The 24,747-nt window shown below is 62.4% G+C and carries 26 protein-coding genes and 1 other RNA gene; 12 read left to right on the forward strand and 15 right to left on the reverse strand.

The annotated features are described in order from the left end of the window. The first annotated feature begins 69 nt into the window (after positions 1-69). From pepP to purH, 5 genes are all read left to right on the forward strand, one after another. On the forward strand, positions 70-1,497 hold the full coding sequence (pepP, locus tag P3T21_RS08250) for a Xaa-Pro aminopeptidase (RefSeq protein WP_429255429.1): 1,428 nt from the start codon (positions 70-72) through the stop codon (positions 1,495-1,497). Positions 1,498-1,518: 21 nt separating this feature from the next. Further along, complete coding sequence (locus P3T21_RS08255) at positions 1,519-2,712, forward strand: UbiH/UbiF/VisC/COQ6 family ubiquinone biosynthesis hydroxylase (RefSeq protein ID WP_429255430.1); 1,194 nt, start codon at positions 1,519-1,521, stop codon at positions 2,710-2,712. A 197-nt stretch (positions 2,713-2,909) separates the two neighbouring features. Beyond that, entirely contained in the window at positions 2,910-3,965 is a 1,056-nt protein-coding gene (gene dusB, locus P3T21_RS08260; protein ID WP_429255431.1) for a tRNA dihydrouridine synthase DusB, read from the forward strand. Beyond that, positions 3,962-4,195 carry a Fis family transcriptional regulator gene (locus P3T21_RS08265; protein ID WP_133660946.1) on the forward strand — a complete coding sequence of 78 codons (234 nt, stop codon included), beginning with the start codon at positions 3,962-3,964 and terminating at the stop codon, positions 4,193-4,195. The genes dusB and P3T21_RS08265 overlap by 4 nt, the downstream gene beginning before the upstream one ends. Before the next feature lie 53 nt (positions 4,196-4,248). After that, a complete protein-coding gene (gene purH, locus P3T21_RS08270; protein WP_429255432.1) occupies positions 4,249-5,814 on the forward strand; it encodes a bifunctional phosphoribosylaminoimidazolecarboxamide formyltransferase/IMP cyclohydrolase in 1,566 nt (521 codons plus the stop codon). 103 nt (positions 5,815-5,917) lie between these two features. Here purH and P3T21_RS08275 read toward each other — a convergent pair whose 3' ends face one another. Then, positions 5,918-6,160, reverse strand: a complete 243-nt coding sequence (locus P3T21_RS08275; protein WP_429255433.1) for a hypothetical protein — start codon at positions 6,158-6,160, stop codon at positions 5,918-5,920. A gap of 121 nt (positions 6,161-6,281) precedes the next feature. On the opposite strand from P3T21_RS08275, the gene ruvC reads away from it, so the two are divergent. From ruvC to P3T21_RS08295, 4 genes are all read left to right on the forward strand, one after another. Next, positions 6,282-6,824: a crossover junction endodeoxyribonuclease RuvC gene (gene ruvC, locus P3T21_RS08280; RefSeq protein WP_429255434.1), complete on the forward strand. Its 543-nt coding sequence runs from the start codon at positions 6,282-6,284 to the stop codon at positions 6,822-6,824. Between the two features lie 132 nt (positions 6,825-6,956). Then, the gene (gene ruvA / locus P3T21_RS08285; RefSeq protein ID WP_429255435.1) at positions 6,957-7,538 is read left to right on the forward strand and encodes a Holliday junction branch migration protein RuvA; all 582 of its coding nucleotides are present in this window, start codon (positions 6,957-6,959) and stop codon (positions 7,536-7,538) included. A gap of 133 nt (positions 7,539-7,671) precedes the next feature. Further along, positions 7,672-8,736 (forward strand): Holliday junction branch migration DNA helicase RuvB, encoded by a 1,065-nt coding sequence (gene ruvB / locus P3T21_RS08290; RefSeq protein ID WP_429255436.1) that lies wholly within the window; start codon positions 7,672-7,674, stop codon positions 8,734-8,736. A gap of 47 nt (positions 8,737-8,783) precedes the next feature. Then, positions 8,784-9,716 (forward strand): oxygenase MpaB family protein, encoded by a 933-nt coding sequence (locus P3T21_RS08295; RefSeq protein ID WP_429255437.1) that lies wholly within the window; start codon positions 8,784-8,786, stop codon positions 9,714-9,716. Positions 9,717-9,859: 143 nt separating this feature from the next. Here P3T21_RS08295 and P3T21_RS08300 read toward each other — a convergent pair whose 3' ends face one another. The 3 genes from P3T21_RS08300 to tyrS form a co-directional block, all read right to left on the reverse strand. Continuing rightward, positions 9,860-10,519 carry a histidine phosphatase family protein gene (locus P3T21_RS08300; RefSeq protein ID WP_429255438.1) on the reverse strand — a complete coding sequence of 220 codons (660 nt, stop codon included), beginning with the start codon at positions 10,517-10,519 and terminating at the stop codon, positions 9,860-9,862. An 84-nt stretch (positions 10,520-10,603) separates the two neighbouring features. Beyond that, positions 10,604-11,062 (reverse strand): D-aminoacyl-tRNA deacylase, encoded by a 459-nt coding sequence (gene dtd / locus P3T21_RS08305; RefSeq protein WP_429255439.1) that lies wholly within the window; start codon positions 11,060-11,062, stop codon positions 10,604-10,606. A gap of 73 nt (positions 11,063-11,135) precedes the next feature. Continuing rightward, positions 11,136-12,383 carry a tyrosine--tRNA ligase gene (gene tyrS, locus P3T21_RS08310; protein ID WP_429255440.1) on the reverse strand — a complete coding sequence of 416 codons (1,248 nt, stop codon included), beginning with the start codon at positions 12,381-12,383 and terminating at the stop codon, positions 11,136-11,138. Positions 12,384-12,571: 188 nt separating this feature from the next. Between tyrS and P3T21_RS08315 the strand changes: the two genes are divergently transcribed. Then, complete coding sequence (locus P3T21_RS08315) at positions 12,572-13,702, forward strand: anhydro-N-acetylmuramic acid kinase (RefSeq protein WP_429255441.1); 1,131 nt, start codon at positions 12,572-12,574, stop codon at positions 13,700-13,702. Between the two features lie 118 nt (positions 13,703-13,820). Here P3T21_RS08315 and erpA read toward each other — a convergent pair whose 3' ends face one another. From erpA to rplM, 3 genes are all read right to left on the reverse strand, one after another. Continuing rightward, on the reverse strand, positions 13,821-14,186 hold the full coding sequence (erpA, locus tag P3T21_RS08320; RefSeq protein WP_429255442.1) for an iron-sulfur cluster insertion protein ErpA: 366 nt from the start codon (positions 14,184-14,186) through the stop codon (positions 13,821-13,823). A gap of 234 nt (positions 14,187-14,420) precedes the next feature. After that, positions 14,421-14,813: a 30S ribosomal protein S9 gene (gene rpsI / locus P3T21_RS08325; protein WP_429255443.1), complete on the reverse strand. Its 393-nt coding sequence runs from the start codon at positions 14,811-14,813 to the stop codon at positions 14,421-14,423. Between the two features lie 11 nt (positions 14,814-14,824). Next, positions 14,825-15,253 (reverse strand): 50S ribosomal protein L13, encoded by a 429-nt coding sequence (gene rplM, locus P3T21_RS08330; RefSeq protein ID WP_429255444.1) that lies wholly within the window; start codon positions 15,251-15,253, stop codon positions 14,825-14,827. A 605-nt stretch (positions 15,254-15,858) separates the two neighbouring features. Here rplM and P3T21_RS08335 point away from each other — a divergent pair. Then, on the forward strand, positions 15,859-16,281 hold the full coding sequence (locus P3T21_RS08335; RefSeq protein WP_429255445.1) for an OsmC family protein: 423 nt from the start codon (positions 15,859-15,861) through the stop codon (positions 16,279-16,281). A gap of 109 nt (positions 16,282-16,390) precedes the next feature. On the opposite strand, the gene rnpB is transcribed toward P3T21_RS08335, so the two are convergent. The 3 genes from rnpB to pyrC form a co-directional block, all read right to left on the reverse strand. Beyond that, positions 16,391-16,804, reverse strand: an RNA gene (gene rnpB, locus P3T21_RS08340) — RNase P RNA component class A. A gap of 95 nt (positions 16,805-16,899) precedes the next feature. Continuing rightward, positions 16,900-17,742, reverse strand: a complete 843-nt coding sequence (locus tag P3T21_RS08345; RefSeq protein ID WP_429255446.1) for a DUF3025 domain-containing protein — start codon at positions 17,740-17,742, stop codon at positions 16,900-16,902. 126 nt (positions 17,743-17,868) lie between these two features. Further along, a complete protein-coding gene (gene pyrC / locus P3T21_RS08350; protein ID WP_429255447.1) occupies positions 17,869-18,930 on the reverse strand; it encodes a dihydroorotase in 1,062 nt (353 codons plus the stop codon). Positions 18,931-19,099: 169 nt separating this feature from the next. On the opposite strand from pyrC, the gene P3T21_RS08355 reads away from it, so the two are divergent. After that, a complete protein-coding gene (locus tag P3T21_RS08355; protein ID WP_429255448.1) occupies positions 19,100-20,017 on the forward strand; it encodes a class II glutamine amidotransferase in 918 nt (305 codons plus the stop codon). 110 nt (positions 20,018-20,127) lie between these two features. Here P3T21_RS08355 and P3T21_RS08360 read toward each other — a convergent pair whose 3' ends face one another. The 5 genes from P3T21_RS08360 to P3T21_RS08380 all read right to left on the reverse strand — a co-directional run bounded on the left by P3T21_RS08360 (position 20,128) and on the right by P3T21_RS08380 (position 24,747). Then, the gene (locus P3T21_RS08360; protein WP_429255449.1) at positions 20,128-20,853 is read right to left on the reverse strand and encodes an amino acid ABC transporter ATP-binding protein; all 726 of its coding nucleotides are present in this window, start codon (positions 20,851-20,853) and stop codon (positions 20,128-20,130) included. After that, on the reverse strand, positions 20,850-21,527 hold the full coding sequence (gltK, locus tag P3T21_RS08365) for a glutamate/aspartate ABC transporter permease GltK (RefSeq protein ID WP_429255450.1): 678 nt from the start codon (positions 21,525-21,527) through the stop codon (positions 20,850-20,852). Before gltK ends, P3T21_RS08360 begins: the two co-directional genes overlap by 4 nt. Beyond that, on the reverse strand, positions 21,527-22,267 hold the full coding sequence (locus P3T21_RS08370) for an amino acid ABC transporter permease (protein ID WP_429255451.1): 741 nt from the start codon (positions 22,265-22,267) through the stop codon (positions 21,527-21,529). Before P3T21_RS08370 ends, gltK begins: the two co-directional genes overlap by 1 nt. Before the next feature lie 77 nt (positions 22,268-22,344). Further along, complete coding sequence (locus tag P3T21_RS08375) at positions 22,345-23,238, reverse strand: glutamate/aspartate ABC transporter substrate-binding protein (protein WP_429255452.1); 894 nt, start codon at positions 23,236-23,238, stop codon at positions 22,345-22,347. A 204-nt stretch (positions 23,239-23,442) separates the two neighbouring features. Next, positions 23,443-24,747, reverse strand: coding sequence for a Glu/Leu/Phe/Val family dehydrogenase (locus tag P3T21_RS08380; protein ID WP_429255453.1), 1,305 nt, complete (start codon positions 24,745-24,747; stop codon positions 23,443-23,445).

A 24,747-nucleotide genomic window follows, 5' to 3' on the forward strand; every position in this document is an offset into this window, starting at 1 on the left:
AGCTGGCCGGATGGCTAACGCGCCGGCCGCCCGCCGGCTTCAGTGCGCATTGAGCGCTACAATCGCACGATGAACCAGCTGACCGAACCTCAGATCGCCATCGACGTCTACCGCAAGCGCCGTGAGCGCGTGCTCGCCACGCTGCGTGCGAAGGGCGGCGGCGTCGCCATTGTCCCGACTGCACCGGAGGTGCTGCGCAACCGCGACGCCGACTATCCGTACCGGCACGACAGCTATTTCTATTACCTGACAGGCTTCATGGAGCCCGAGGCCCTGCTCGTGCTGGACGCGAGCGCCGGGACGGACGAGCCTGCGTCGATCCTGTTCTGCCGGGCGAAGAATGTCGAGCGTGAGATATGGGAAGGCTTCCGCTTCGGCCCCGATGGCGCGCGCGAGGCGTTCGGCCTTGACGCCGCATTCGCCTTCGATGAAGTCGACGCCCAACTGCCACGCGTGATCGCGGACAAGCCGGCGCTGCATTACGCGCTGGGTGCGTCGGCGGAGCTGGATGGTCAGGTGCGCGGCTGGCTCGAGGCCGTACGCGCGCAGAGCCGCAGCGGCGTGAGCGCACCGGCGGCGATCCACGACCTGCTGCCCGTGCTCGACGAAATGCGTCTCTTCAAGGACGCGCATGAGCTCGGGATCATGCGTCGCGCGGGGCAGATTTCGGCTGAAGCACATCGTCGGGCGATGGCGGCCTGCCGGCCCGGCGTGCGCGAATACGAACTCGAAGCGGAACTGCTCTACACGTTCCGCAAGCACGGCGCGCAGGCGCCTGCGTATGGCTCGATCGTCGCGGCGGGCGCCAATGCGTGCGTGCTGCACTACGCCGCCGGCAGCACGATTGCGCAGGAAAACGACCTGATCCTGATCGACGCCGCGTGCGAACTCGATGGCTACGCGTCCGACATCACGCGCACCTTTCCGGCCAGCGGAAAATTCACGCCGGCACAGCGCGAACTGTACGACATCGTACTCGCCGCGCAGCAGGCGGCGATCGACGCGACGCGCCCCGGGGCGAGTTTCGACGCGCCGCATCAGGCCGCCGTGCGCGTGCTTTCGCAGGGTCTGCTCGATACGGGCATCCTCGACCGGCAACGCCATGCGTCTGTCGACGAAGTGATCGCTGAGCGCGCCTATGCGCGCTTCTATATGCATCGCACGGGTCACTGGCTCGGCATGGACGTGCACGATTGCGGCGACTATCGTGAACGAAGCGGCGAACGAGGCGGCGAACGTGGCGCACCGCTGGACGAACACGGCGCGCTGCCGTGGCGCATCCTGAAGCCGTCGATGACGCTGACGATCGAACCCGGCCTCTACATCCGCGCATCGGACGACGTGCCCGAGCGCTACTGGAACATCGGCATTCGCATTGAGGACGACGCAGTCGTCACCGAAACGGGCTGCGAACTGATGACGCGCGATGTGCCGGTCAAGGCAGATGAAATCGAAGCATTGATGCAGGCCGCGCGCGCTGGCGCGGGTGCACCGTAAAGAAGAAGGAATCTGCACGAGATGAATGAAGCAGCGCAACCGTCGGCGGCCGCACCGTTCGACTTCGACGTCACTATCGTGGGCGCCGGCCCGGTCGGCCTCGCGCTGGCCGGCTGGCTCTCGCGGCGCAGCGCGACGCGCGCACTTTCCGTGGCGCTGATCGACGCGCGCGACCCCGACGACGCCGTGTCCGATCCACGCTCAATCGCGGTGTCGCAAGGCAGCCGGATGATCCTCGAACCGCTGCGCTGGCCCGGCGACGCCACGACGATCCAGCGGATCCACGTATCGCAGCGCGGTCACTTCGGCCGCACGGTGATCGATCACACCGAGCACGACCTGCCGGCGCTCGGCTATGTGCTGCGCTACGGCTCGATCGTGCACGCGCTCGCCGAAGCCGTCCGCGAAACGCCCACGCACTGGCTGCGCTCCACGTCGGCGCTCCCGTTTACGCAGGAGCACGACGGCGTTACGTTGCCGGTCGAAAGCACACATGTGACGCGTAATCTGCGCACGCGGATTCTCGTCAACGCGGAAGGCGGTGTTTACCACGAACAACGCACCGGTGATGGCGCGACGCGTGACTACGGGCAGACAGCGCTGGTCGGCACGATCACGGTATCGGCGCCGCAGCCGCATGTGGCGTGGGAGCGCTTCACGTCCGAAGGCCCGATCGCGCTGCTGCCGATGGGCGGCGTGCGCGGCGCGGACTACGCGTTGGTCTGGTGCTGCTCACCGGAACAAGCCGCGCGCCGGACGCAACTCGATGACGCGGCATTCCTGCACGAGCTCGGTGCCGCGTTTGGTGACCGCATGGGCGCGTTCACGCATATCAAGGGACGCGCGTCGTTCCCGCTCGGCCTGAATGCCGTGGATACGCTGGTCAAGGGTCGCGTCGTCGCGATCGGCAACGCAGCGCAGACGCTGCATCCGGTCGCGGGACAAGGGCTGAACCTCGGTCTGCGCGACGCGCACGCCCTCGTCGACGCACTGGCGCAGCATGGCGCTACGCCAGTCGCGCTGGCCGCCTTCGCCGCACGTCGTGCGCTAGACCGGCGCCTGACAATCGGCGCCACCGACACCCTCGCGCGCCTCTTCACCGTCGATTTCCCGCCGCTCGCCACGCTGCGCGGGCTCGCGCTGACGGCGCTCGAATTCCTGCCGCCGGTCAAGACCGCCCTCGCGCGGCAAATGATGTTCGGACAGCGTCGCTGATCGTCCGCACCGCCCGCCTGTTCGTTGCACCCGCGGGCGGTCGCCGGTCTATGGCGGCGGCGCTTTCATAGAAGATTTAATGGGTTACGTCTGAGGCAAGTCGTCTGTCAGGAACGCGTTAACGGTAAAATGGCGGTTTTCCTACGCATTTCGCCACCGCGACGATCGCTCCCGATCACGCGGGCACTGTTCCCGTCATGCCCATTCTCGGCTCGCACAATCTGCGCAATAACCTGTTCGTCGCCCCGATGGCCGGCGTGACGGACCGGCCGTTCCGCCAGCTGTGCAAGCGGCTGGGCGCGGGCTATGCCGTCTCGGAGATGGTCGCGTCGAATGCGCAGCTGTGGAAAAGCGAGAAAACCATGCGCCGCGCCAACCACGCGGGCGAAGTCGAACCCATCGCGGTCCAGATCGCCGGCGCCGATCCGGCGATGATGGCCGAAGCCGCGCGCTACAACGTGGCGAACGGCGCGCAGATCATCGACATCAACATGGGCTGTCCGGCCAAGAAGGTGTGCAACGTGGCCGCCGGCTCCGCGCTGCTGCAGAACGAACCGCTGGTTCAGCAGATCGTCGAGGCGGTCGTGGGTGCGGTGGGCACCGGTCCCGATGCGGTGCCGGTCACGCTGAAAATCCGCACGGGCTGGGATCGCGACAACAGGAACGCACTGGTCATCGCGCGTCTCGCCGAAAACGCCGGCATCTCGATGCTGACCGTACACGGCCGCACCCGCGCGGATCTCTATCACGGCGACGCCGAATACGAGACCATCGCCGCCGTGAAGGGCGCCGTGCGTATCCCGGTCGTCGCGAACGGCGACATCACCACGCCGCAAAAGGCGCGCGACGTGCTCGCCGCGACCGGCGCAGATGCCATCATGATCGGCCGTGCGGCGCAGGGGCGCCCGTGGCTCTTCCGTGAGATCGAGCATTTCCTGCAGACGGGCGAATTGCTGCCGCCGCCGCGTATCGACGAGATCCAGCAGGTGATGAATGAACATCTCGAAGATCACTACGCGTTCTACGGCGAATTCACCGGGGTCCGTACTGCACGCAAGCATATCGGCTGGTACACTCGCGGCCTTTCTGGCGCCAACGTGTTCCGGCATCGCATGAATACGCTGGACACCACGCGCGAACAACTGCTCGCCGTCAACGAATTTTTCGACGCGCAAAAGGCGGTTTCCGACCGCCTGATCTACGTCGAAGACACTGTCGGCGAGCCGGACAATAACGACCGACTGGCAGCATGAGCAAGCACAATATCGAACAATGCGTCCGCGACAGCCTGGACATGTACTTCCAGGATCTCGACGGCTCAAACCCGCACGACATCTACGACATGGTCGTTTCGTGCGTTGAAAAACCGATGCTCGAGGTGGTGCTCGAGCAGGCCGGCGGCAACCAGTCGCTGGCCGCCGAGTATCTCGGCATCAACCGCAATACGCTGCGCAAGAAGCTGCAACAGCACGGTTTGCTGTAGCGGTTTGTTGTAACTTCACGCGCCCCGTCACGTTCCTCCCCGGCTTTCTCATCATGATCAAGCAAGCGCTCATCTCCGTTTCCGACAAGTCCGGCATCGTCGATTTCGCCAAATCGCTGTCGGACCTCGGCGTCAAGATCCTGTCGACCGGCGGCACCGCGAAACTGCTCGCGGACGCAGGCCTGTCCGTCACTGAAGTCGCCGATTACACCGGCTTCCCGGAAATGCTCGACGGGCGCGTGAAGACGCTGCACCCGAAGGTGCACGGCGGCATTCTCGCGCGCCGCGACCTGCCGGAACACATGGCCGCGCTTGAGAAGCACGACATCCCGACGATCGACCTGCTCGTCGTGAACCTGTACCCGTTCGTGCAGACGGTGTCGAAGGAAGCGTGCTCGCTGGAAGACGCGATCGAGAACATCGATATCGGCGGCCCGACGATGCTGCGCTCCGCCGCGAAGAACCATCGCGACGTGACGGTCGTGGTCGACCCGGCCGATTACGCGGTTGTGCTCGACGAGATGCGTGCAAACAGCAACTCGGTTGGCTACAGGACCAACTTCCGTCTGGCCACCAAGGTGTTCGCGCATACCGCGCAGTACGACGGCGCGATCACGAACTACCTGACGAGCCTGACCGACGAGCTTCAACATTCGTCGCGCAACACTTATCCGGCCACGTTCAACCTGGCGATCGAAAAGGTGCAGGACCTGCGCTACGGCGAAAACCCGCACCAGAGCGCCGCGTTCTACCGGGACCTCACGGTGCCGGCTGGCGCGCTGGCGAATTACAACCAGTTGCAGGGCAAGGAACTGTCGTACAACAACATTGCTGACAGCGATGCCGCGTGGGAATGCGTGAAGACGTTCGACGTGCCGGCGTGCGTGATCATCAAGCACGCGAATCCGTGCGGCGTCGCGGTCGGCGCAGATGCGAACGAAGCGTACGCGAAGGCGTTCCAGACGGATCCGACGTCGGCGTTCGGCGGCATCATCGCGTTCAATCGCGAAGTCGATGAAGCGACGGCGCAGGCTGTGGCGAAGCAGTTCGTCGAAGTGCTGATCGCGCCCGCTTTCAGCGCGGCGGCTCGCCAGGTGTTCGCGGCAAAGCAGAACGTGCGTCTGCTCGAGATCGCGCCCGGCGACGGACATAACGCGTTCGACCTGAAGCGTGTGGGCGGCGGTCTGCTCGTGCAGTCGCTCGATTCGCACAATGTGCAGCCGCACGAACTGCGCGTGGTCACGAAGCGTTACCCGACGCCGAAGGAAATGGACGACCTGCTGTTCGCATGGCGCGTCGCGAAGTATGTGAAGTCGAACGCGATCGTGTTCTGCGGCAACGGCATGACGCTTGGCGTCGGCGCAGGCCAGATGAGCCGCGTGGATTCGGCGCGCATCGCGAGCATCAAGGCGCAGAACGCCGGCCTGACGCTGGCGGGGTCGGCAGTGGCTTCGGATGCGTTCTTCCCGTTCCGCGACGGCCTCGACGTGGTCGTTGCCGCTGGTGCGACATGCGTGATCCAGCCGGGCGGCTCGATGCGCGACGACGAAGTGGTCGCCGCCGCCGATGAGCACAACATCGCGATGGTGCTGACTGGCGTGCGTCACTTCCGTCATTGATTCCTGCTCCTTCGCCGGTTATGCCGGCGTTAATGGCTTGATCGAAGCGGCCCGACAGGTCTTCCTGTCGGGCCGCTTTCCTTTCTTTTGCGCGTTTTCCGCGCTATCCGGCCGGGTCCTTTCGTTCGTAGCCGTCTCTCACGTCGGGATGTGAACTGATATACGTGCTGAGCCCTCGCCCGCCCAGCGCCAGCTTTTTCATCGCCGCGACGTGCCGCGCGCCGACGCTCGCGCGCGTGTACCAATACGTGTCGCCCGTCGACCGGAACCGGACCGCGACGAAGTCATCACCGATTTCGTACGCCACTACGCCAGAGTCGCCGTTCAGGTTCCGGTACGTTTCCATTTGCTCCTGCCTTTTCAGATGTCAGGCTCCGCCACATTTATTGCTGCGCCGCCGTCGCCCACCGCCCGCTGTGTAGCCCGTTCGTTGTAGTATCGCAGGCACTTATTCCGCATCGCACCTCATGAGAATTCTCGGCATCGACCCTGGTTTGCGCGTTACCGGCTTCGGCGTGATCGACCAGACTGGCCACCAGCTGACCTACGTCGCGAGCGGCGTCATCAAGACCGCCGATGCCGACCTGCCGTCGCGCCTCGGCACGATCTTCGACGGTATATCCACGCTGATCCGCCAGCACGCGCCCGATCAGTCCGCGATCGAAAAGGTGTTCGTCAACGTCAATCCGCAATCGACGCTCCTGCTCGGCCAGGCACGCGGCGCCGCTATTTGCGGACTCGTAGCAGGCGGCGTGCCGGTCGCTGAATACACCGCGCTGCAACTGAAGCAGGCAGTGGTCGGCTACGGACGCGCCACCAAGGAACAGATGCAGCAGATGGTCGCGCGCCTCCTGAATCTCTCCGGCGTGCCGGGCACCGATGCCGCCGACGCCCTCGGCATGGCTATCTGCCACGCACACGGCGGCGGCACGCTGAGCACGCTGGGCGGCATTGCACCTTCGCTCGCGAAGAAGGGCCTGCGGGTGCGGCGTGGACGACTCGTCGGCTAGAGCAACGACGGCGCCTGGCCCGGCTTTCGCCAGCACTGCCATCGAACCGCCTCGTTAAAGCCCTCACCATCGCCGCCCTTTTGCCTGACGCGCTGCGCTACACTCGCGCTTTACTTCACCATCGAACTCACCATGATCGGTCGCATTGCCGGCGTCCTGCTGGAAAAGAATCCGCCGCATCTGCTCATCGACTGCAACGGCGTTGGCTACGAAGTCGACGTGCCAATGAGCACGTTCTACAACCTGCCGGCGACCGGTGAGCGCGTCGTCCTTCTCACACAGATGATCGTGCGCGAAGACGCGCAGCTTCTATACGGCTTCGGCTCTGCGCAGGAACGTACGACGTTTCGCGAACTGCTCAAGATCAGCGGCATCGGCGCGCGTATGGCGCTCGCGGTGCTCTCGGGCATGAGCGTTCACGAACTCGGCCAGGCCGTCACGCTGCAGGACGCCGCGCGCCTCACACGCGTTCCTGGCATCGGCAAGAAAACAGCCGAGCGCCTGCTGCTCGAACTGAAGGGCAAGCTTGGTGCCGACCTGGGCGCGATGGCGGGCGCGGCCTCCGCGTCCGGTCACGCCAGCGATATCCTGAATGCACTGCTCGCACTGGGCTACTCCGAAAAGGAAGGGTTGGCGGCCATCAAGAACGTGCCGGCCGGCACCGGTGTTTCTGACGGCATCAAGCTCGCACTGAAGGCGTTGTCAAAAGGCTGACGGCGGGCTGACCGCGCCCGGCGGACAGAGCCCCCTGCGCGACGACGGTTAAAGCTTCGCACGCCGCGTCGCATTGCGCACCCTGGCCGTTCGGCCAGCTTTCTGCGCGGGCATCGCGCGGTACAATGTCCGCATGATCGAAACCGACAAACTCGCCGCCGAACGCATCATCGCCGCCACGCCTACGTCGCCGAACGAAGAAGCGTTCGAGCGCGCGTTGCGCCCGCGCCACCTTGACGAGTACGTCGGGCAGGAAAAGGTGCGCGGCCAGCTGGAAATCTTTATCGAGGCCGCGAGGCGCCGCGCTGAATCGCTCGACCACGTGCTCCTGTTCGGGCCGCCGGGCCTCGGCAAGACCACGCTCGCGCACATCATCGCGCGCGAAATGGGGGTCAATCTGCGGCAAACGTCCGGGCCGGTGCTTGAACGCGCGGGCGACCTCGCGGCGCTGCTCACCAATCTCGAAGCGAACGATGTCCTCTTCATCGATGAAATTCACCGGCTGTCGCCGGTCGTCGAGGAAATCCTGTATCCCGCGCTGGAGGACTACCAGATCGACATCATGATCGGCGAAGGTCCGGCCGCGCGTAGCGTGAAGCTCGACCTTCAACCGTTCACGCTGGTCGGTGCGACAACGCGTGCCGGTATGCTGACGAATCCGCTGCGCGACCGCTTCGGTATCGTCGCGCGGCTGGAGTTTTATAACGCTGAAGAACTCGCGCGCATTGTCAGCCGCTCGGCGTCGCTGCTCGGCGCGCAGATCCATCCTGATGGCGCGTTCGAAATCGCGAAGCGTGCGCGTGGCACACCGCGGATCGCGAACCGTCTGCTGCGCCGCGTGCGCGATTTCGCTGAAGTGAAAGCGGACGGCAATATCACCGCGAAGGTCGCCGACGCGGCACTCGCCATGCTCGATGTCGATCCGGTCGGCTTCGATCTGATGGACCGCAAACTGCTCGAGGCGATCCTGCACAAGTTCGACGGTGGCCCGGTAGGCGTCGACAACCTGGCCGCGGCGATCGGTGAAGAGCGCGATACGATCGAAGACGTGCTCGAGCCGTATCTGATCCAGCAGGGCTTCCTGCAGCGCACGCCACGCGGCCGTGTGGCAACGTTGCTGACGTACCGGCACTTCGGGCTTTCCGCGCCGGATTCGTCGAGTCCGGTGCGCGATCTGTGGGATTCCGGCACGTCCTGATCGTCAGGGCGCGCGATGTTGTAGTGGGTAGCAGGAGTAATCCGGCGATGTCAGACCAAGCCAGCCAGCCGAACGACCGCGCCAGTTTTGCCCAGCTGGTGGCGAAACGTGTGCGCTCAAAGCTGGCCGCGAGCGTCACGCACCTGACGAGCGGCGGCGGCCCGTCGCTCGATTATTCGTCGCCGCCGGGAGATCCTGGCCTGTTCGGCCCGAATGCAGTCTGCTGGAAAATCCATGCCGACTTCACCTCGATGATGACGGGTGGCATCAGCGCGCTCCTCCTTCAGGCGCTTCATCCACTCGCGCTTGCTGGCGTGTGGGATCACTCGTCGTTTCGCACTGACATTCTCGGGCGCCTGCGTCGCACCGCGACGTTCGTCGCGGGCACCACCTACGGCAATCGACGCGACGCGCTGGCGCTGATCGAACGCGTGAAGCAGATCCATCTCGGCGTGACTGGCTTCGCGCCCGATGGTCGGCCTTATCGCGCGAGCGATCCCGCGTTGCTGACGTGGGTGCATGTTGCGGAGGTGTCGAGTTTCCTCACCGCGCATCTGCACTACGTGAACCCGGCTTTGCCGGGCGATGCGCAGGACCAGTACTTTGCTGAAACGGCGCGCATCGCCGAGATGCTCGGCGCTTCGGGCATCCCGCGCTCACGTGCTGAAATCGACGCGTATCTGATCGCCATGCAGCCAGAACTGCAAGCCAGTTCGCGCACGCGCGAAGTCGTGAAGATCCTGATGAATGCGCGCCCGCCAAGCGCCATGATGCGGCCGGCGGGCGCGCTGATGCTGAATGCCGGTGTCGACCTGTTGCCGCCGTGGGCGAAGACGATGCTCGGCTTCGACACCTTTGCCGGTGTGCGGCGGGCGCTGGTGCGGCCAGGCGTGAAGCTCGTCGCGCCCGTCATGCGTTGGGCGCTGGTGAACGGCGTATCGAAACGCGCCCGTCGACGCGTGGCGACGCCTCATGGCTGAGCAGTATCAAACTGCACGGCCAGAACCCGGCTGGAACGGCTGCGAGATCTGAAATGCCGGTTGCCGATGAGCATTGCCTCGCGTGATCCCGCTTATGCAGGACACGTGCTACTGCGAGCGCACGAAAGCGTCCGACGCCCGAACTAAAGCACTCTCCTGAAACCATCGTCCTCGCTGCGTCCGCCGAGATGCCCGACGTCGGCCCACGATACAACCGTCGCCACGCCATTATCGAAGTCCACCAGATTGAGGCTCGTGTTGAGCAGCGCATAGCTGCGAGGCGCATCGAGTGGCAAGTTGTTCGCGAACCGGTACACGCAATCGAGCACGCCACCGTGTGCCACGCACGCAATCCGGCCATCCGGATGCGCTGCGACGATCGGTTCGATCGTGTGCAGCACGCGATGGTAAAACGCTCGCGACGATTCGCCATCGGGCGGTGCGAAGCCCGGGTCGCGGGTTTGCCAATGCGCATATTCGTCCGGGAAACGCACGGAGATTTCATCGCTGTCGTGGCCCTGAAACGCCCCATAGGAGCGCTCGCGCAACCCTTCGCGTAGCTGGAGCGACATGCCCAGTACATCGGCGATCGGCTGCGCGGTTTGTTGCGCACGCGTCAGATCGCTCGAATAGATCGCATCCAGTCGCGCGCCCTGCTTCGCTTCACCCGCCAGCCGCTCCGCCAGCTTGTGCGCCTGTTCGATGCCACTCGTCGAGAGCGGAATGTCGATGTGCCCCTGGATGCGTTTGATGCGGTTCCAGTCGGTCTCGCCGTGCCGGATGAAGAGAACTTGCGTGGTCATGGAAATGCGCGCCTGGGTCGCCGGGTCGGATACAGAAGCACCATTGTCTCAAAAAGCGTCGACGCGCGATTTTGCGTTTCGTCTTCAGGGACGCGTCTGAAGCCAGAAGGTGACCGGGCCATCATTGACGAGCGACACCTGCATGTCGGCGCCGAACTCGCCGGTCTCGACGACAGGATGCTTCGCGCGCGCTGCGGTGACGAAATAGTCGAAGAGACGGCGACCCTCGTCGGGCGGTGCGGCCGGTGTGAAACTCGGGCGCAGGCCGCTGTTGGTGTCCGCGGCGAGCGTGAACTGCGACACGATAAGCAGGCCGCCTGCCCCGCCTGCACCGTCGATGTTCTGCACGGACAGGTTCATCTTGCCCGCAGCATCGCTGAAGACGCGGTAGCCCAGCAGCTTCGCAAGCAGTTTGTCGGCGACTGCATCGGTGTCGCCGCGCTCCGCGCAGACGAGCGCGAGCAGACCGGCCCCGATCGCGCCCGTGATGCGGTCGCCGACGCGCACGTCCGCGCGCCGCACACGTTGAATCAGCGCGATCACGCTGAGCGCTCCGATCCAGCGATCGACGCGGACCTCATGACGCCGTTCACGTGTATCAAGTCGATGAGGCCCATCAGGCCGTCAACGTCACGCGCGCAAAGCGGCGCTTGCCGACCTGCACGACGAACTCGCCCGCTTCGATTTTCAGGCCCTTGTCGGACACTGTTGTGCCATCGATCTTCACGCCACCCTGCTCGATGTTGCGCAGCGCCTCGCTCGTCGACGGCACGAGACCCGCCTGCTTCAGCAGTTGCCCGATTGCGAGCGGCGCGCCCGCGAGCGTCACAGCAGGAATATCGTCCGGCACGCCGCCCTTCGCACGATGATTGAAGTCTTCGAGCGCGCGCCCGGCGTCAGCGGACGAATGGAAGCGCGCCACGATTTCCTGCGCGAGCATCACCTTGAAATCGCGCGGGTTCCGCCCCGCCTCGATCTCGCGTTTGAAGCCCGCGATCTCGTCCATCGGACGGAACGACAGCAGTTCGAAGTAACGCCACATCAGCACATCGGAGATGCTCATCAGCTTGCCGAACATGTCGCCTGGCTTTTCGCTGATGCCGACATAGTTGTTCTTCGACTTCGACATCTTCTCGACGCCGTCGAGGCCTTCAAGCAGCGGCATCGTCAGGATGCACTGCTGTTCCTGGCCGTACTGCTTCTGCAGTTCACGGCCCACGAGCAGGTTGAACTTCTGGTCCGTACCACCCAGTTCGAGGTCGGCATTCAGCGCGACCGAGTCGTAACCCTGCATCAGCGGATACAGGAATTCGTGGATCGAAATCGGCACGCCGCCCTGAAAGCGCTTCGTGAAATCCTCGCGCTCCAGAATGCGCGCGACCGTATAGCGCGACGCGAGCTTGATCATGCCGTCGGCGCCGAGCGGCATCGACCATTCGCTGTTGTAGCGGATTTCAGTCTTGTCGCGGTCGAGCACGAGCGCGGCCTGATCGAAATACGTCCTGGCGTTCGACTCGATCTGCTCACGCGTGAGCGGCGGACGCGTCGCGTTACGGCCCGACGGATCGCCGATCAGCGACGTGAAATCGCCGATCAGGAAAATCACCGTGTGTCCGAGGTCCTGCAACTGGCGCATCTTGTTCAGCACGACCGTGTGGCCGATGTGGATGTCAGGCGCCGTCGGATCGAGGCCCAGCTTGATGCGCAGCGGCACGCCGGTGGCCTGGCTCTTCGCGAGCTTTTGCGCGAACTCGTCTTCGATCAGCAGTTCGTCGACACCGCGTTTCGTGACGGCAAGCGCGTGGCGGACCTCGTCGGTGATCGGGAAAGCGGGGGTTGGCCTGGAAGTGGACTCGGAGCTCATGCTAAAAGGTGACGTCGAAAAGAGAGATTGTCCCATAGTTGGCGCGGGCGGCCGGCGCCGGGACGGACACCGGATTTTACGTGATTCGCCCCGCGAAGCCGATCTTTCCGGGGCGCGCCTTTCCTCGCGGCCCGTTGCGCTGTTAATCTGTTGGAACAGTTCGCAACGAATGGATGAAGGAGCAGAACGTGGCGCGAGACACGGCAGACGGCGTGTATATCGGATTGATGTCAGGCACGAGCATGGACGGCGTCGACGGCGTCGCGGTCGAGTTCACCAGGGGCAAGCCGCCGGTGGTCAGGAGCGAGGCGTTCGTCGGCTTTTCGGAAGGCTTGCGCGATGCACTGTTCGCCCTGCAACGGCCCGGCGAGAACGAGATCGAGCGCGAGGCGCTGGCCGCGAATGCGCTCGCCGCGCGCTATATGGTCTGCTGTCACGAGCTGATGCGATGCGGCAACCTTTCCGTGAGCCAGGTCCGCGCAATCGGCGTGCACGGACAGACCGTGCGGCATCGTCCGGAAAAGGGCTACACACGCCAGATCAACAATCCGTCGCTGCTCGCGGAAATGACGCACGTCGACGTGGTCGCCGATTTCCGTTCGCGCGATGTCGCGGCCGGCGGCCAGGGTGCACCGCTCGTGCCGGCGTTTCACGCGACGGTGTTCGGCAAGAAGGGCGAGACGCGCGTCGTATGCAACCTCGGCGGCATCAGCAACATCACGATTCTCGGCGCTGCCGGCGGTGTGCGCGGCTTCGATTGCGGACCTGCCAACGCATTGCTCGACGAGTGGGCGCATCGTCATCTCGGCAAGCCTTTCGACGAGGGCGGTGTGTTCGGCGCCAGCGGACAGGTGCATCGTCCGTTGCTCAACGCGTTGCTCAACGAGCCGTTCTTCGAACAGCAACCGCCGAAGAGCACCGGCCGTGACCTGTTCAATGCCGAATGGATGGATGCCAGACTCGCACCCTTCGCGGACGTGAGCCCTGCCGACGTGCAGGCGACGCTCACCGCCCTTACCGCGATCACGATTGCACGCGAGATCGAACGGCACGCGTCGGATAGTCAAGCGGTGTACGTATGCGGCGGCGGCGCGCGCAATCCTGAGCTGCTGAGGGCGTTGCAGACGGCGCTCGAAGAAAGCGGCGTATGCGGCGTGCCGGTGATGACCACCGAAGCGCTCGGCGTGCCGCCGAATCAGGTTGAGCCGCTGGCGTTCGCATGGCTCGCAATGCGCTGCGTCGCGCGCGAGCCGGGCAACCTGCCGGCCGTGACGGGTGCGGCGGGCGAACGCGTGCTCGGGGCGATTTATCCGCGTTGAGGTCGCTCTCCTCTCGCTGGAGGTGAAAACTCGCTGGAAGTGAAAACGGTGAGGGCAATAAAAAACGGGGCTTTTCAGCCCCGTTTTTGTACAGCAGAAACGTTACATCGATCGATAATCAGACCGAGAACGACGAGCCACAACCGCAGGTCGTCGACGCGTTCGGATTCTTGATCACGAATTGCGCGCCGTTGATGTCGTCCTTGTAGTCGATCTCGGCGCCCACCAGGTACTGGTAGCTCATCGAGTCGATCAGCAACTGGACGCCGCTCTTGTTCATCACGGTGTCATCTTCGTTGATGGCTTCGTCGAACGTAAATCCGTACTGGAAGCCCGAGCAGCCGCCACCTTGCACGAACACGCGCAGTTTCAGCTCCGGGTTGCCTTCCTCGTCAATCAGCTGCTTGACCTTGTCGGCCGCTGCGTCGGTAAAGACGAAGGGGCTGGGCATCTCGGTCATGGGGGTCTCGGCGACTGCGTTCATTCGAACTCTCCAAAAAAGCTTCTAGCCGCTATTGTAGGGCTGATCTCAATATCGTGCTGAAGCCCTGTGAAATCAAGGGCTTCCTGTAGGGGTATTCGACACATTTGTATCAGGATAACCGAGCTTCGATGCATGCGCACGCGCACGCAAGCCAATGAAAAAAGCCGCCAACGCATAAGCGAAAGCGGCTTTTTTGCAGCAGATCCGCCCGAAGACGAACCTGACCCGAAGCGATTAACGCTTCGAGAATTGCTTCCTGCGGCGTGCCTTGTGGAAGCCGACCTTCTTACGTTCGACTTCACGTGCATCACGCGTCACGAAACCTGCGCTCGACAGAGCCGGCTTCAGCGTTGCGTCGTAGTCCATCAGCGCGCGGGTAATGCCGTGGCGAACTGCACCGGCCTGACCCGTTTCACCGCCACCCGAAACGTTCACCTTGATGTCGAACGTGACAGCGTGGTTCGTGAGTTCCAGCGGCTGACGCACGATCATCAGCGACGTTTCGCGCGAGAAGTAATCGGCGATGGGCTTGCCGTTCACAATGATGTCGCCCTTGCCTGCCTTGATGAAGACACGTGCAACGGCGCTCTTGCGGCGGCCCGTACCGTAGTTCCAGTTACCGATCATGTGGGCTCCCCTTAGATCTCGAGCGCTTTCGGCTGTTGTGCCGAATGCGGATGCGTTGCTTCTGCGTAGACCTTCAGCTTCTTGATCATCGCGTAGCCGAGCGGGCCCTTCGGCAGCATGCCCTTGACCGCTTTCTCGAGCGCACGGCCCGGGAAGCGTTCCTGCATCTTGCCGAACGTCGTTTCATAGATACCGCCCGGGTAACCCGAGTGGCGGTAGTACTTCTTGTCCGTGGACTTGTTGCCCGTGACTTTCAACTTGCCGGCGTTGATAACGATGATGAAATCACCGGTGTCGACGTGGGGAGTGAACTCAGGCTTGTGCTTGCCGCGAAGACGGCGTGCCACTTCGCTGGCGACACGGCCGAGAACCTTATCCGTCGCGTCAATCACGTACCATTCGCGCGTCACCTCATGGGCTTTTGCGGAAAACGTCTTCATGATCGATCCAAAATAAAAATGCTTTGCCCTGTGTTTTTTCCCTGCTTAGTGTTCGCGCATCGAGGCGCTGTGCAGGCTCTCCCTGTTCTTCTCCCGCGGGCATATGCGGAAAAGCCCTGAATTATAAAGGAAATTGCCGCGCCACGTCAAAGATTGCGACGAAACGCGAGAAGGACAGGCGAAAAAAAGCCCGAACAGCTCGGTTCGGGCTTAATCCACCAAAGGAGGAGGTGGAGGAGACAGCGGAGATTGTCGAACTGCGACAACCAATGAAACGGATTATATGAGTCGACCTTGTGCGACGCAAGAATATTTGCATGGTGAAATCACATTTCATAATGCAAAACGACAACATCGTCGGCTTGAATAGGCAAAAACCCTTATGAATCAGCGCTACAGCAGCTCACAGACCCGTCGGGCGCTCGCAGAATCTAGAGTAAAACCCCTAAAGCCATCAGGGCAATCCCGGGGCCGGGAAAGCATGTTGCGCCGCAACAGACAAGGGCTGACGGCCGCGTTGGGGATGCCCGGCTACCTCGGACGCACCTTGAACCAAGGGGCTACAATGCCCATCTTGAATTCAAGCGGAACGCTGGAGCACAGGCATGGAATGCAAAGTAAGCTGGATGGGACAGGACGGGATGGCTTTCGCCGCCGAAACGGGTAGCGGTCATCTGGTCATGATGGACGGCGCGCCGGAAGGCGGAGGGCGCAATCTGGCACCGCGTCCGATGGAAATGGTCCTGCTCGGCACCGGCGGCTGCACGGCATACGACGTCGTGATGATCCTGAAGAAAAGCCGTCAGGAAGTCGCCGGCTGTTCGGTCACGCTGAAAGCCGAGCGCGCCAGCGAAGACCCGAAGGTCTTCACGAAGATCCACTTCCACTTCACCGTGACGGGGAAGAACCTGAATCCGGCGACGGTAGAACGCGCGATTAACCTGTCGCACGATAAATATTGCTCGGCGTCGATCATGCTCGCCAAAACGGCCGAATTGACGCACTCGTTCGACATCGTCGCAGGCTGATCCGGGTGCGCCGAAGTCAGCGGCAAGTCAGCGGCGCAAGTCAGCGGCAACAGTCGCAAAAGAAAAATGCCGGCGTCGATCACTCGACGCCGGCATTTTTGTGTTCAGGTGGCAAAGCAGGCCGATAAGCCGGATTCTGTGCACGCACCGCGCCCGAAGACGTGAAGCGCGTGGCAGCCATTCCTCTAGGCGCGCCATTGCTGACGCGCTCAAGCTTCCTACCCGCAGACGAGACGGGGGCCCCATCCTGCATCTCGAAGATGCGCGCCTGCCTACTTGGAATTGCTCCGGGTGGAGGTTACCGTGCCGGTCTGTGTCGCCACAGCCGCGGTGCGCTCTTACCGCACCGTTTCACCCTTACCTGATCCCGGCTTGCGCCGGGCCATCGGCGGTCTGTTCTCTGTTGCCCTGTTCCGCGTGTCACCACGGATGGCCGTTAGCCATCACCCTGCCCTGTGGAGTCCGGACTTTCCTCGCCCTCGTCGGCCGAAACCGCGGAGGCCGCGACTGCCTGGCCTGCTTTGCTGGTGCCGATTCTAACATTGCGGCGGTGGAAGGCCTTTGTGAGGCGCAGAAAGGAGCGATCAAGGACCCGAGCCCATCCGACTGCCGGAGCAATCAGCGAACGCGCCGGCCAGAGCGGAATACCGTTGTGTCGTCGTAAAAAGAAGACGTTTCGTTCGCGGGCCACCAGCCCGGAATGCCCAGCACCGGAAGCGGCGCGAACACACGACCGTTGAGCTCACCGGCCGCCGACAGCGAACCGCTGACCGCTTCATCGAGCCAGGCGTCGCGCTCAGCCACATCCCACGCGCAATATCCGGTCGGCACATCGACGATCCACGCATGCGCCGTACATGCCTTAAACGGCGTGATCAGCTTTTCCAGCAACGCGTGACCGAAACATCGCACTTCGCATTGCGAGCCCCATACCGCGCGACTGGCGACGAACAGCGTCTGCCAGTCGAATGCACGCAGTGCCGCGCTCAACGATGGATCGGCACACGCAAAGAGCACGGCGTTCTCGTCGAAGAGCGTGAGCGCGTCGCGCGTGCCGCCGCGGGTGGGGCCGACGCCGAGCGCGTCGATCGCCGCCGACTGGCGCGCGTTCAGCGCCGCCTTGATCCGCGGAAACTGGAACCAGACGAGTGCGTTGAAAAAATCGTGAAGATTGTGGCGGGTCGGCACACAGCCGGTCGATGCGATATGCGCTTCGTAAGCCGAGCCGGCCGGCAGGTCGTCCTGTGCGATAAAGGCGAGTGGCTGGCCGCGACCGGTCGTCTGGCCTGAGCGCCGCGCGTCCGCGTTCATTTCGACGAGCAATGCAGCTTCGCTCGCGAGCGCCGCCTGTTGCCAGCGCGCTCCGCGGGCGGCGAATTGCGCAAACCAGGGTGCGGTCCAGTCAATCTGCACGAACGATGCCTGCGGTTTTGGAGGGTGACCGGAGATGACGTCAGACATAGCGCCGGGCGACGCGACTGGGGCAGAACGCGCCACAGCGTCGTCGCGTGTTGCGTCTGACCCGCGCTCGTCCACACCCACCGACAACTCCCCCGACGTCGCCATCGCCATCGCCAGACCCAAACCTCAGGCGAGGCGCCAGCCAATCGCCTCGCCACCGCGCAGCGGCACAACCGGCGTGTCGCCAACCGCGATTTCAGCCGGCAGCGTCCACTGCTCGCGATGCAGCGTCACCGTTTCGGCACTTCTCGGCAGACCGTAAAAGTCCGCGCCGAAGAAGCTCGCAAAACCTTCCAGCCTGTCGAGCGCGCCCGCGTTATCGAACGCTTCCGCGTACAGTTCCAGCGCGTGCAGCGCCGTGTAGCAGCCTGCGCAACCACACGCGTGCTCCTTCAACCCCTTCGGATGCGGCGCGCTATCCGTGCCGAGGAAGAAGCGCGGATTGCCCGACGTCGCGGCCCCGACGAGCGCGACGCGATGCGTTTCGCGCTTGAGCACCGGCAGACAGTAGTAATGCGGACGGATACCGCCCTGGAAAATCGCGTTGCGGTTGTACAGCAGATGGTGCGCTGTGATCGTCGCGCCGAGCAGTTCGGGCGCAGCGCCGGCTTCGTGGATGTAGTCGACGGCATCTTTCGTCGTGATGTGTTCGAACACCACTTTCAGCGCCGGAAATTCGCGACGCAGCGGCGTCATCACGCGGTCGATGAACACCTTCTCGCGATCGAACAGATCGATCGACGAATCCGTCACCTCGCCGTGCACCAGCAGCGGCACGCCCGTTTCCTGCATCACTTCCAGCGTCTTCGCGCACTTCATGATGTCAGTGACGCCCGCGTCCGAGTTCGTCGTCGCACCCGCCGGATACAGTTTCACGCCATGCACGAAGCCGCTTTCGCGCGCGCGGCGGATTTCGTCGGGCGGCGTGTTGTCGGTGAGATACAGCGTCATCAGCGGCTCGAACTTCACGCCTGCCGGAATTGCGGCCACGATCCGCTCGCGATACGCCCGCGCCTGCTCCGTCGTCGTAACCGGCGGCTTCAGGTTCGGCATGATGATCGCGCGGCCGAACTGGCGCGCGGTGTGCGGCAGCACGGCCGCGAGCATCGCGCCGTCGCGCACGTGAAGGTGCCAGTCGTCCGGGCGGGCGATCGTCAGGGAATCGTGGGAAACGTTGGAAGCAGTCATGGCGAAAGAAGTGACGAGCGTCGCGAAACGGTTCAATCGACGTCGGCAAACCGCAACATTGCGGCCTGAACACCCGTCAATTTCACTATTTGCCGCTTCTGGCTCGGTGATATGCTTGGAAATCATCATTGTAACGGGTCGCCCCGTTCACACGCACCGGCCCCGCAATATGTGCCAATTACTCGGAATGAACTGCGCCGCGCCAACGGACGTCACGTTCTCGTTCACCGGCTTTGCGGCGCGCGGCGGCGTCACGGATCACCACGCCGACGGCTGGGGTATCGCCTTCTTCGAAGACAAAGCCTGCCGCCTGTTCATCGACCATCAGTCATCGGCCACCTCGCCGATCGCGGAGATGGTCAAGCGTTACCCGATCAAGTCGAAAAACACGATCGCGCACATTCGCAAAGCGACGCAAGGTCATATCCAGCTCGAAAACTGCCATCCGTTCATGCGTGAACTGTGGGGGCGTCACTGGATCTTCGCGCATAACGGCGATCTGCAGGACTATCAACCGTTCCTGACGGGCGTCTATCAGCCGGTCGGCACCACCGATAGCGAACTCGCGTTCTGCGCACTGCTGCAGGGTCTGCGCAAGGAATTTCCGGGTGCGCAGCCGGGGCCCGATGAACTGCTCCCCGCGCTCGAAAAACTGACGCGCGAGATCACGCAGTTCGGCGTGTTCAATTTCCTGATGTCGAACGGACAGGCGCTGTTCGCGCACTGCTCGACGCGCCTCTACTACCTCGTGCGACGCTGGCCGTTCTCGACCGCGCATCTGGTCGACGCCGACGTGTCGATCGACTTCGCGAAGTACACGACGCCGGAAGACCGCGTCGCTGTGATCGCCACGCAGCCGCTCACCGATAACGAAGTGTGGACCGCGTTCGAACCGGGCGACCTGCTGATGTTCCAGCATGGCGACGTGATCGGCCGCGCGAATGTGCCGGTGCCGCCGGCCGTGCTCGAAAAGCTGCGCAATCCAGAGAGCGACCGTTCGGCATCCGCGCCGACGCCGGTCGTCCGTGAAGAGACGCCCGTCACGCTCGATCTCGAATCCGACGACACCGCCGCGTTCGAATCCTGACTCGTTCCCACGCTTATTCGCTGTCATCACGCGCCAGGTCAGGCCAAATAAAAAAAGCCGCTTCTTTCGAAGCGGCTTTATTGCACCGTGAACACCCGGCGCCGACAACGTCAGTGAAGAATCTTCGCCAGAAAATCCTTCGCCCGGTCCGACTTCGGATTCGCGAAGAATTCTTCCTTGCGGTCGTCTTCGACGATCAGGCCACGGTCCATGAAGATCACGCGGTGCGCAACCTTTTTCGCAAAGCCCATTTCGTGCGTGACGCACATCATCGTCATGCCTTCCTGCGCGAGTTCGACCATCACGTCGAGCACTTCGTTGATCATCTCCGGATCGAGCGCCGAAGTGGGCTCGTCGAACAGCATCGCGATCGGATCCATCGACAGCGCGCGCGCAATCGCCACACGCTGCTGCTGACCGCCGGAAAGCTGCCCCGGATATTTGTCCGCATGTGCGCGCAGGCCGACGCGATCCAGCAGCTTCAGGCCCTTCGCATTCGCTTCGTCTTTCGAGCGGCCGAGCACCTTGATCTGCGCGAGCGTCAAGTTTTCCGTGATCGACAGATGCGGGAACAGTTCGAAATGCTGGAACACCATGCCGACCTTGGCACGCAGCTTCGACAGGTTCGTCTTCCTGTCGCCGAGCGACTGGCCGTTGATGACGATCTCACCCTTCTGGAATGGCTCCAGGCCATTCACCGTCTTGATGAGCGTCGATTTGCCCGAACCCGACGGGCCGCACACCACGACCACTTCGCCTTTTTTCACTTCCGTCGTGCAGTCGGTCAGCACCTGAAACTGGCCGTACCACTTCGAAACATTCTTGATAGAGATCATCTTGCGACCTTTTTCTGAAGACCTTTGACAAGGCTCGACGCGAGCACGCAAATCACGAAATAGCATGCGCCGGCGAACAGTACCATCTCGACGTTGGTGCCGTCACGATCGCCAATATTCGTCGCCGTACGGAAGAAATCCGCGAGGCTGATCACGTAGACGAGCGACGTATCCTGGAAGAGCACGATGGCCTGCGTCAGCAGCAGCGGCACCATTGCGCGGAACGCCTGCGGCAACACGATAAGCCGCATCGCCGTGCCGTACGTCATGCCCAGTGCAAACGCGGCATTGATCTGCCCGCGCGCCACCGACTGAATCCCAGCGCGGATAATCTCCGAATAGTATGCCGCTTCAAAAAGCGAGAACGCGACCATCGCCGACGCCAGACGGATATCGATATCCGCCGACAGCCCAAGCACGTTCTGCAGTACCTGCGGCACGATCAGGAAGAACCACAGCAGAACCATCACGAGCGGGATCGAGCGGAACACGGTGACGTAGCCTTTCGCGAACCACTCGAACGGCTTGAACGACGACAGCCGCATCATCGCAAGCACGGTGCCCCACGCAATACCGATGACGATCGCGATCAGCGTGATCTTGAACGTGATAATCGCGCCGGTCCACAACGTAGGCAGTGTGCCCGCAATACCACTCCAGTCGAAATGATGCATCACTTGCCTCCGATGTAGCCGGGCAGCCGCGTTCTGTGCTCGATAACGCGCATCAGTTGCATGACAACAAGGTTGATCAGCACGTACGCGAGCGTCACCGCAATGAACGACTCGTACGTCTGCGCCGTGTAATCGACAAGCTGGCGCGCCTGAGCCGACAGATCAAGCAGACCGATCGTCGACGCAACCGCCGAGTTCTTGAAGATGTTCAGAAACTCCGACGTGATCGGCGGCACGATGATCCGGTACGCAACCGGTAGCAGCACGTAGCGATACGTCTGCCATTGCGTGAAGCCCATCGCGAGACCGGCTGCCCTCTGGCCGCGCGGCAGTGCGTTGATACCCGAGCGCACCTGCTCGCACACGCGCGCGGCGGTGAACAACCCGAGACACACAATGGACGATGAGAAAAACTGCGCACTCGGTGGCAACTGCTTGTACCAGGTGCCGATCGAGACCGGCAGCAGTTCCGGTATCACGAGATACCAGATGAAAAACTGAACGATCAGCGGAATATTCCGGAAGATCGCGACATACACCGTGCCGATACCGGCAAGCAATCTGTTCGGTACCGTACGCAGCACGCCGAAGAACGAACCAACGATCAGCGCGATAACCCACGCCGACAGCGACACCGTGATCGTCACCCAGAAGCCGGACAGCAGCCAGCCGAAATAGGTGGTCGGCTCGCCCGTCGATACCGGACTCAGCAGAATGCCCCAGTTCCAGTGATAAGACATGAGGAAGACTCCAGCAAAAAGAAACGGAAGAAGCGCGCGGCCCCTTCCGTTTCGTCTGACGCGAAGACCTGCGACGGTTAGTCGATTGCCTTGTCGTTCGGGCTCTTGAAGAGCGCCTTGATCTCATCGCTTTCCGGGAAGGCCAAGTTCAGGCCCTTCGGCGGAATCGGCGATTCAAACCACTTCTTGTAGATCTTGTCTGCTTCGCCCGAGGTTTCGAGCTTCGCGATTGCGTCGTCGACGACCTTCTTGAACTCCGGATCATTCTTGCGCAGCATGCAGCCGTAGGCTTCATGCGATTGCGCTGCAGCGACGATTACGAAATCGTTCGGCGTGTTCGACTTCGCGCGCTCGCCTGCGAGCAGCGCGTCATCCATCATGAACGCAACAGCGCGGCCGGTCGACAGCGTCAGGAACGACTCGCCGTGATCCTTCGCGCTGATGATGTTCATGCCCATGCTCTTGTCCTGATTCATCTTGCGAAGCAGGCGCTCGGACGTCGTACCGGCGGTCGTGACCACCGTCTTGCCCTTCAGGTCAGCCCAGTCCTTGATGCCCGAATCTTTCTTCGTCATCAGACGCGTACCGATCACGAAAATCGTGTTCGAGAACGCGACCTGTTGCTGGCGCTCAGCATTGTTCGTGGTCGAACCGCATTCCATATCGATCGTGCCGTTCTGCACGAGCGGAATACGGTTTTGCGACGTCACCGGCGTCAGCTTGACCTTCAGGTCCGGCATATTCAGCTTCTGCTTGACCGCGTCCACGACCTTCAGCGCGAATTCCTGCGAGTAGCCGACGACATTCTGTTTGTCGTCATAGTAAGAGAACGGAATCGACGATTCGCGATGCCCCAGCGAAATCACGCCCGTATCCTTGATTTTCTTCAGCGTGCCAGCGTCCTGCGCGTGCGCGCCAACGGTGAACAGGCCTAGAGTAGCGAGAAGCAGCGCAGCCTTTTTAACCTTCATTTTGTGATCTCCTATCAAGTACCGGCGCCAGTTTAGCAAAGTAATTATTCTGAAAGTAATGGTTGTTAACCATGTTTGCCTGCGTCCGATGCATAAAGCCCACACCGAAACGCATCGCATAGACGCAAAAGCGGGCGGCATCGATTCGATGCCGCCCGTTCATTGCTGATCACACAGTGTAATCCGCGTTTTAAACCTGAGTGATCAAGGATACAGTCCGCGCATTTCACGCGCCTGAAGGATGCGCTTACAGGCAACGATAAACGCAGCCGTACGCACCGAGACGTTCTGTTCGCTCGACACCTGCCATACCGCGGCAAATGCTTCACGCATCACACGTTCGAGACGCTGGTTGATCTCGTCTTCAGTCCAGAAGAAGCTCGAGAAATCCTGCACCCATTCGAAATATGACACTGTTACGCCGCCCGCATTCGCCACCACATCGGGAATCACGAGAATGCCCTTGTCATGCAGAATGTCATCGGCCGCCGTGGTGGTCGGGCCGTTCGCACCTTCCACGATGATCTTCGTGCGAATCTTCGATGCGTTCTTTTCGGTGATCTGGTTTTCCAGCGCGGCCGGGATGAGGATGTCCGACTCGATCCCCCAGAAGTCTTCGTTCGCGATGGTGTCGGCTTCCGGGAAACCGCCGACGCCGCCCGTCTTCGCGACGTGTTCCAGCAACGCGCCTGCGTCGATACCTGACGACCTGTACAGCGTGCCGGTGTGATCCTGCACCGCGACAATCTTCGCGCCGGCTTCCTGAAAGAGACGCGCCGCAATGCCGCCGACGTTGCCGAAACCCTGCACTGCAATACGCGCGCCTTCGATGTCGAAGCCGATACGACGCGCCGCTTCGCAACCGACGACGAACACGCCGCGCCCCGTCGCTTCACGACGGCCGAGCGAACCGCCGAGCGTGATCGGCTTGCCGGTCACGACGCCGGTGGCTGTCTGCCCCTGGTTCATCGAGTACGTGTCCATCATCCACGCCATGATCTGCTCGTTCGTGTTCACGTCCGGCGCGGGGATGTCGGTATTCGGTCCGATGATGATGCCGATTTCGCTCGTGTAGCGGCGCGTTATGCGCTCCAGCTCACCACGCGACAGCGTGCGCGGATCGACGCGGATACCCCCTTTCGCGCCGCCGTACGGCACGTTGACGGCCGCATTCTTGACCGACATCCATGCCGACAGCGCCATCACTTCCGAGAGCGTTACGTCCTGGTGATAACGCACGCCGCCCTTGCCCGGACCACGCGACACGTTGTGCTGCACGCGATAGCCTTCGAAGTGCGCGACCGTACCGTTATCGAGTTCGATAGGCACATCGACGATCAGAATGCGCTTCGGGCGCTTCAGCGTTTCGAGCCAGCGTGACAGGGAACCGAGGTAAGGCGCGACGCGATCGACCTGACGAAGATAGTTGCCCCAGGGGCCGAGGTCGTCGCTGTGAAGGTAGGACGGGATATGCTGCAAGGTTGATGCGGACTGCGCTTGCGATGACAT

It is taken from the genome of Paraburkholderia sp. GAS334 (genome assembly GCF_050436625.1).
GTDB lineage: Bacteria > Pseudomonadota > Gammaproteobacteria > Burkholderiales > Burkholderiaceae > Paraburkholderia.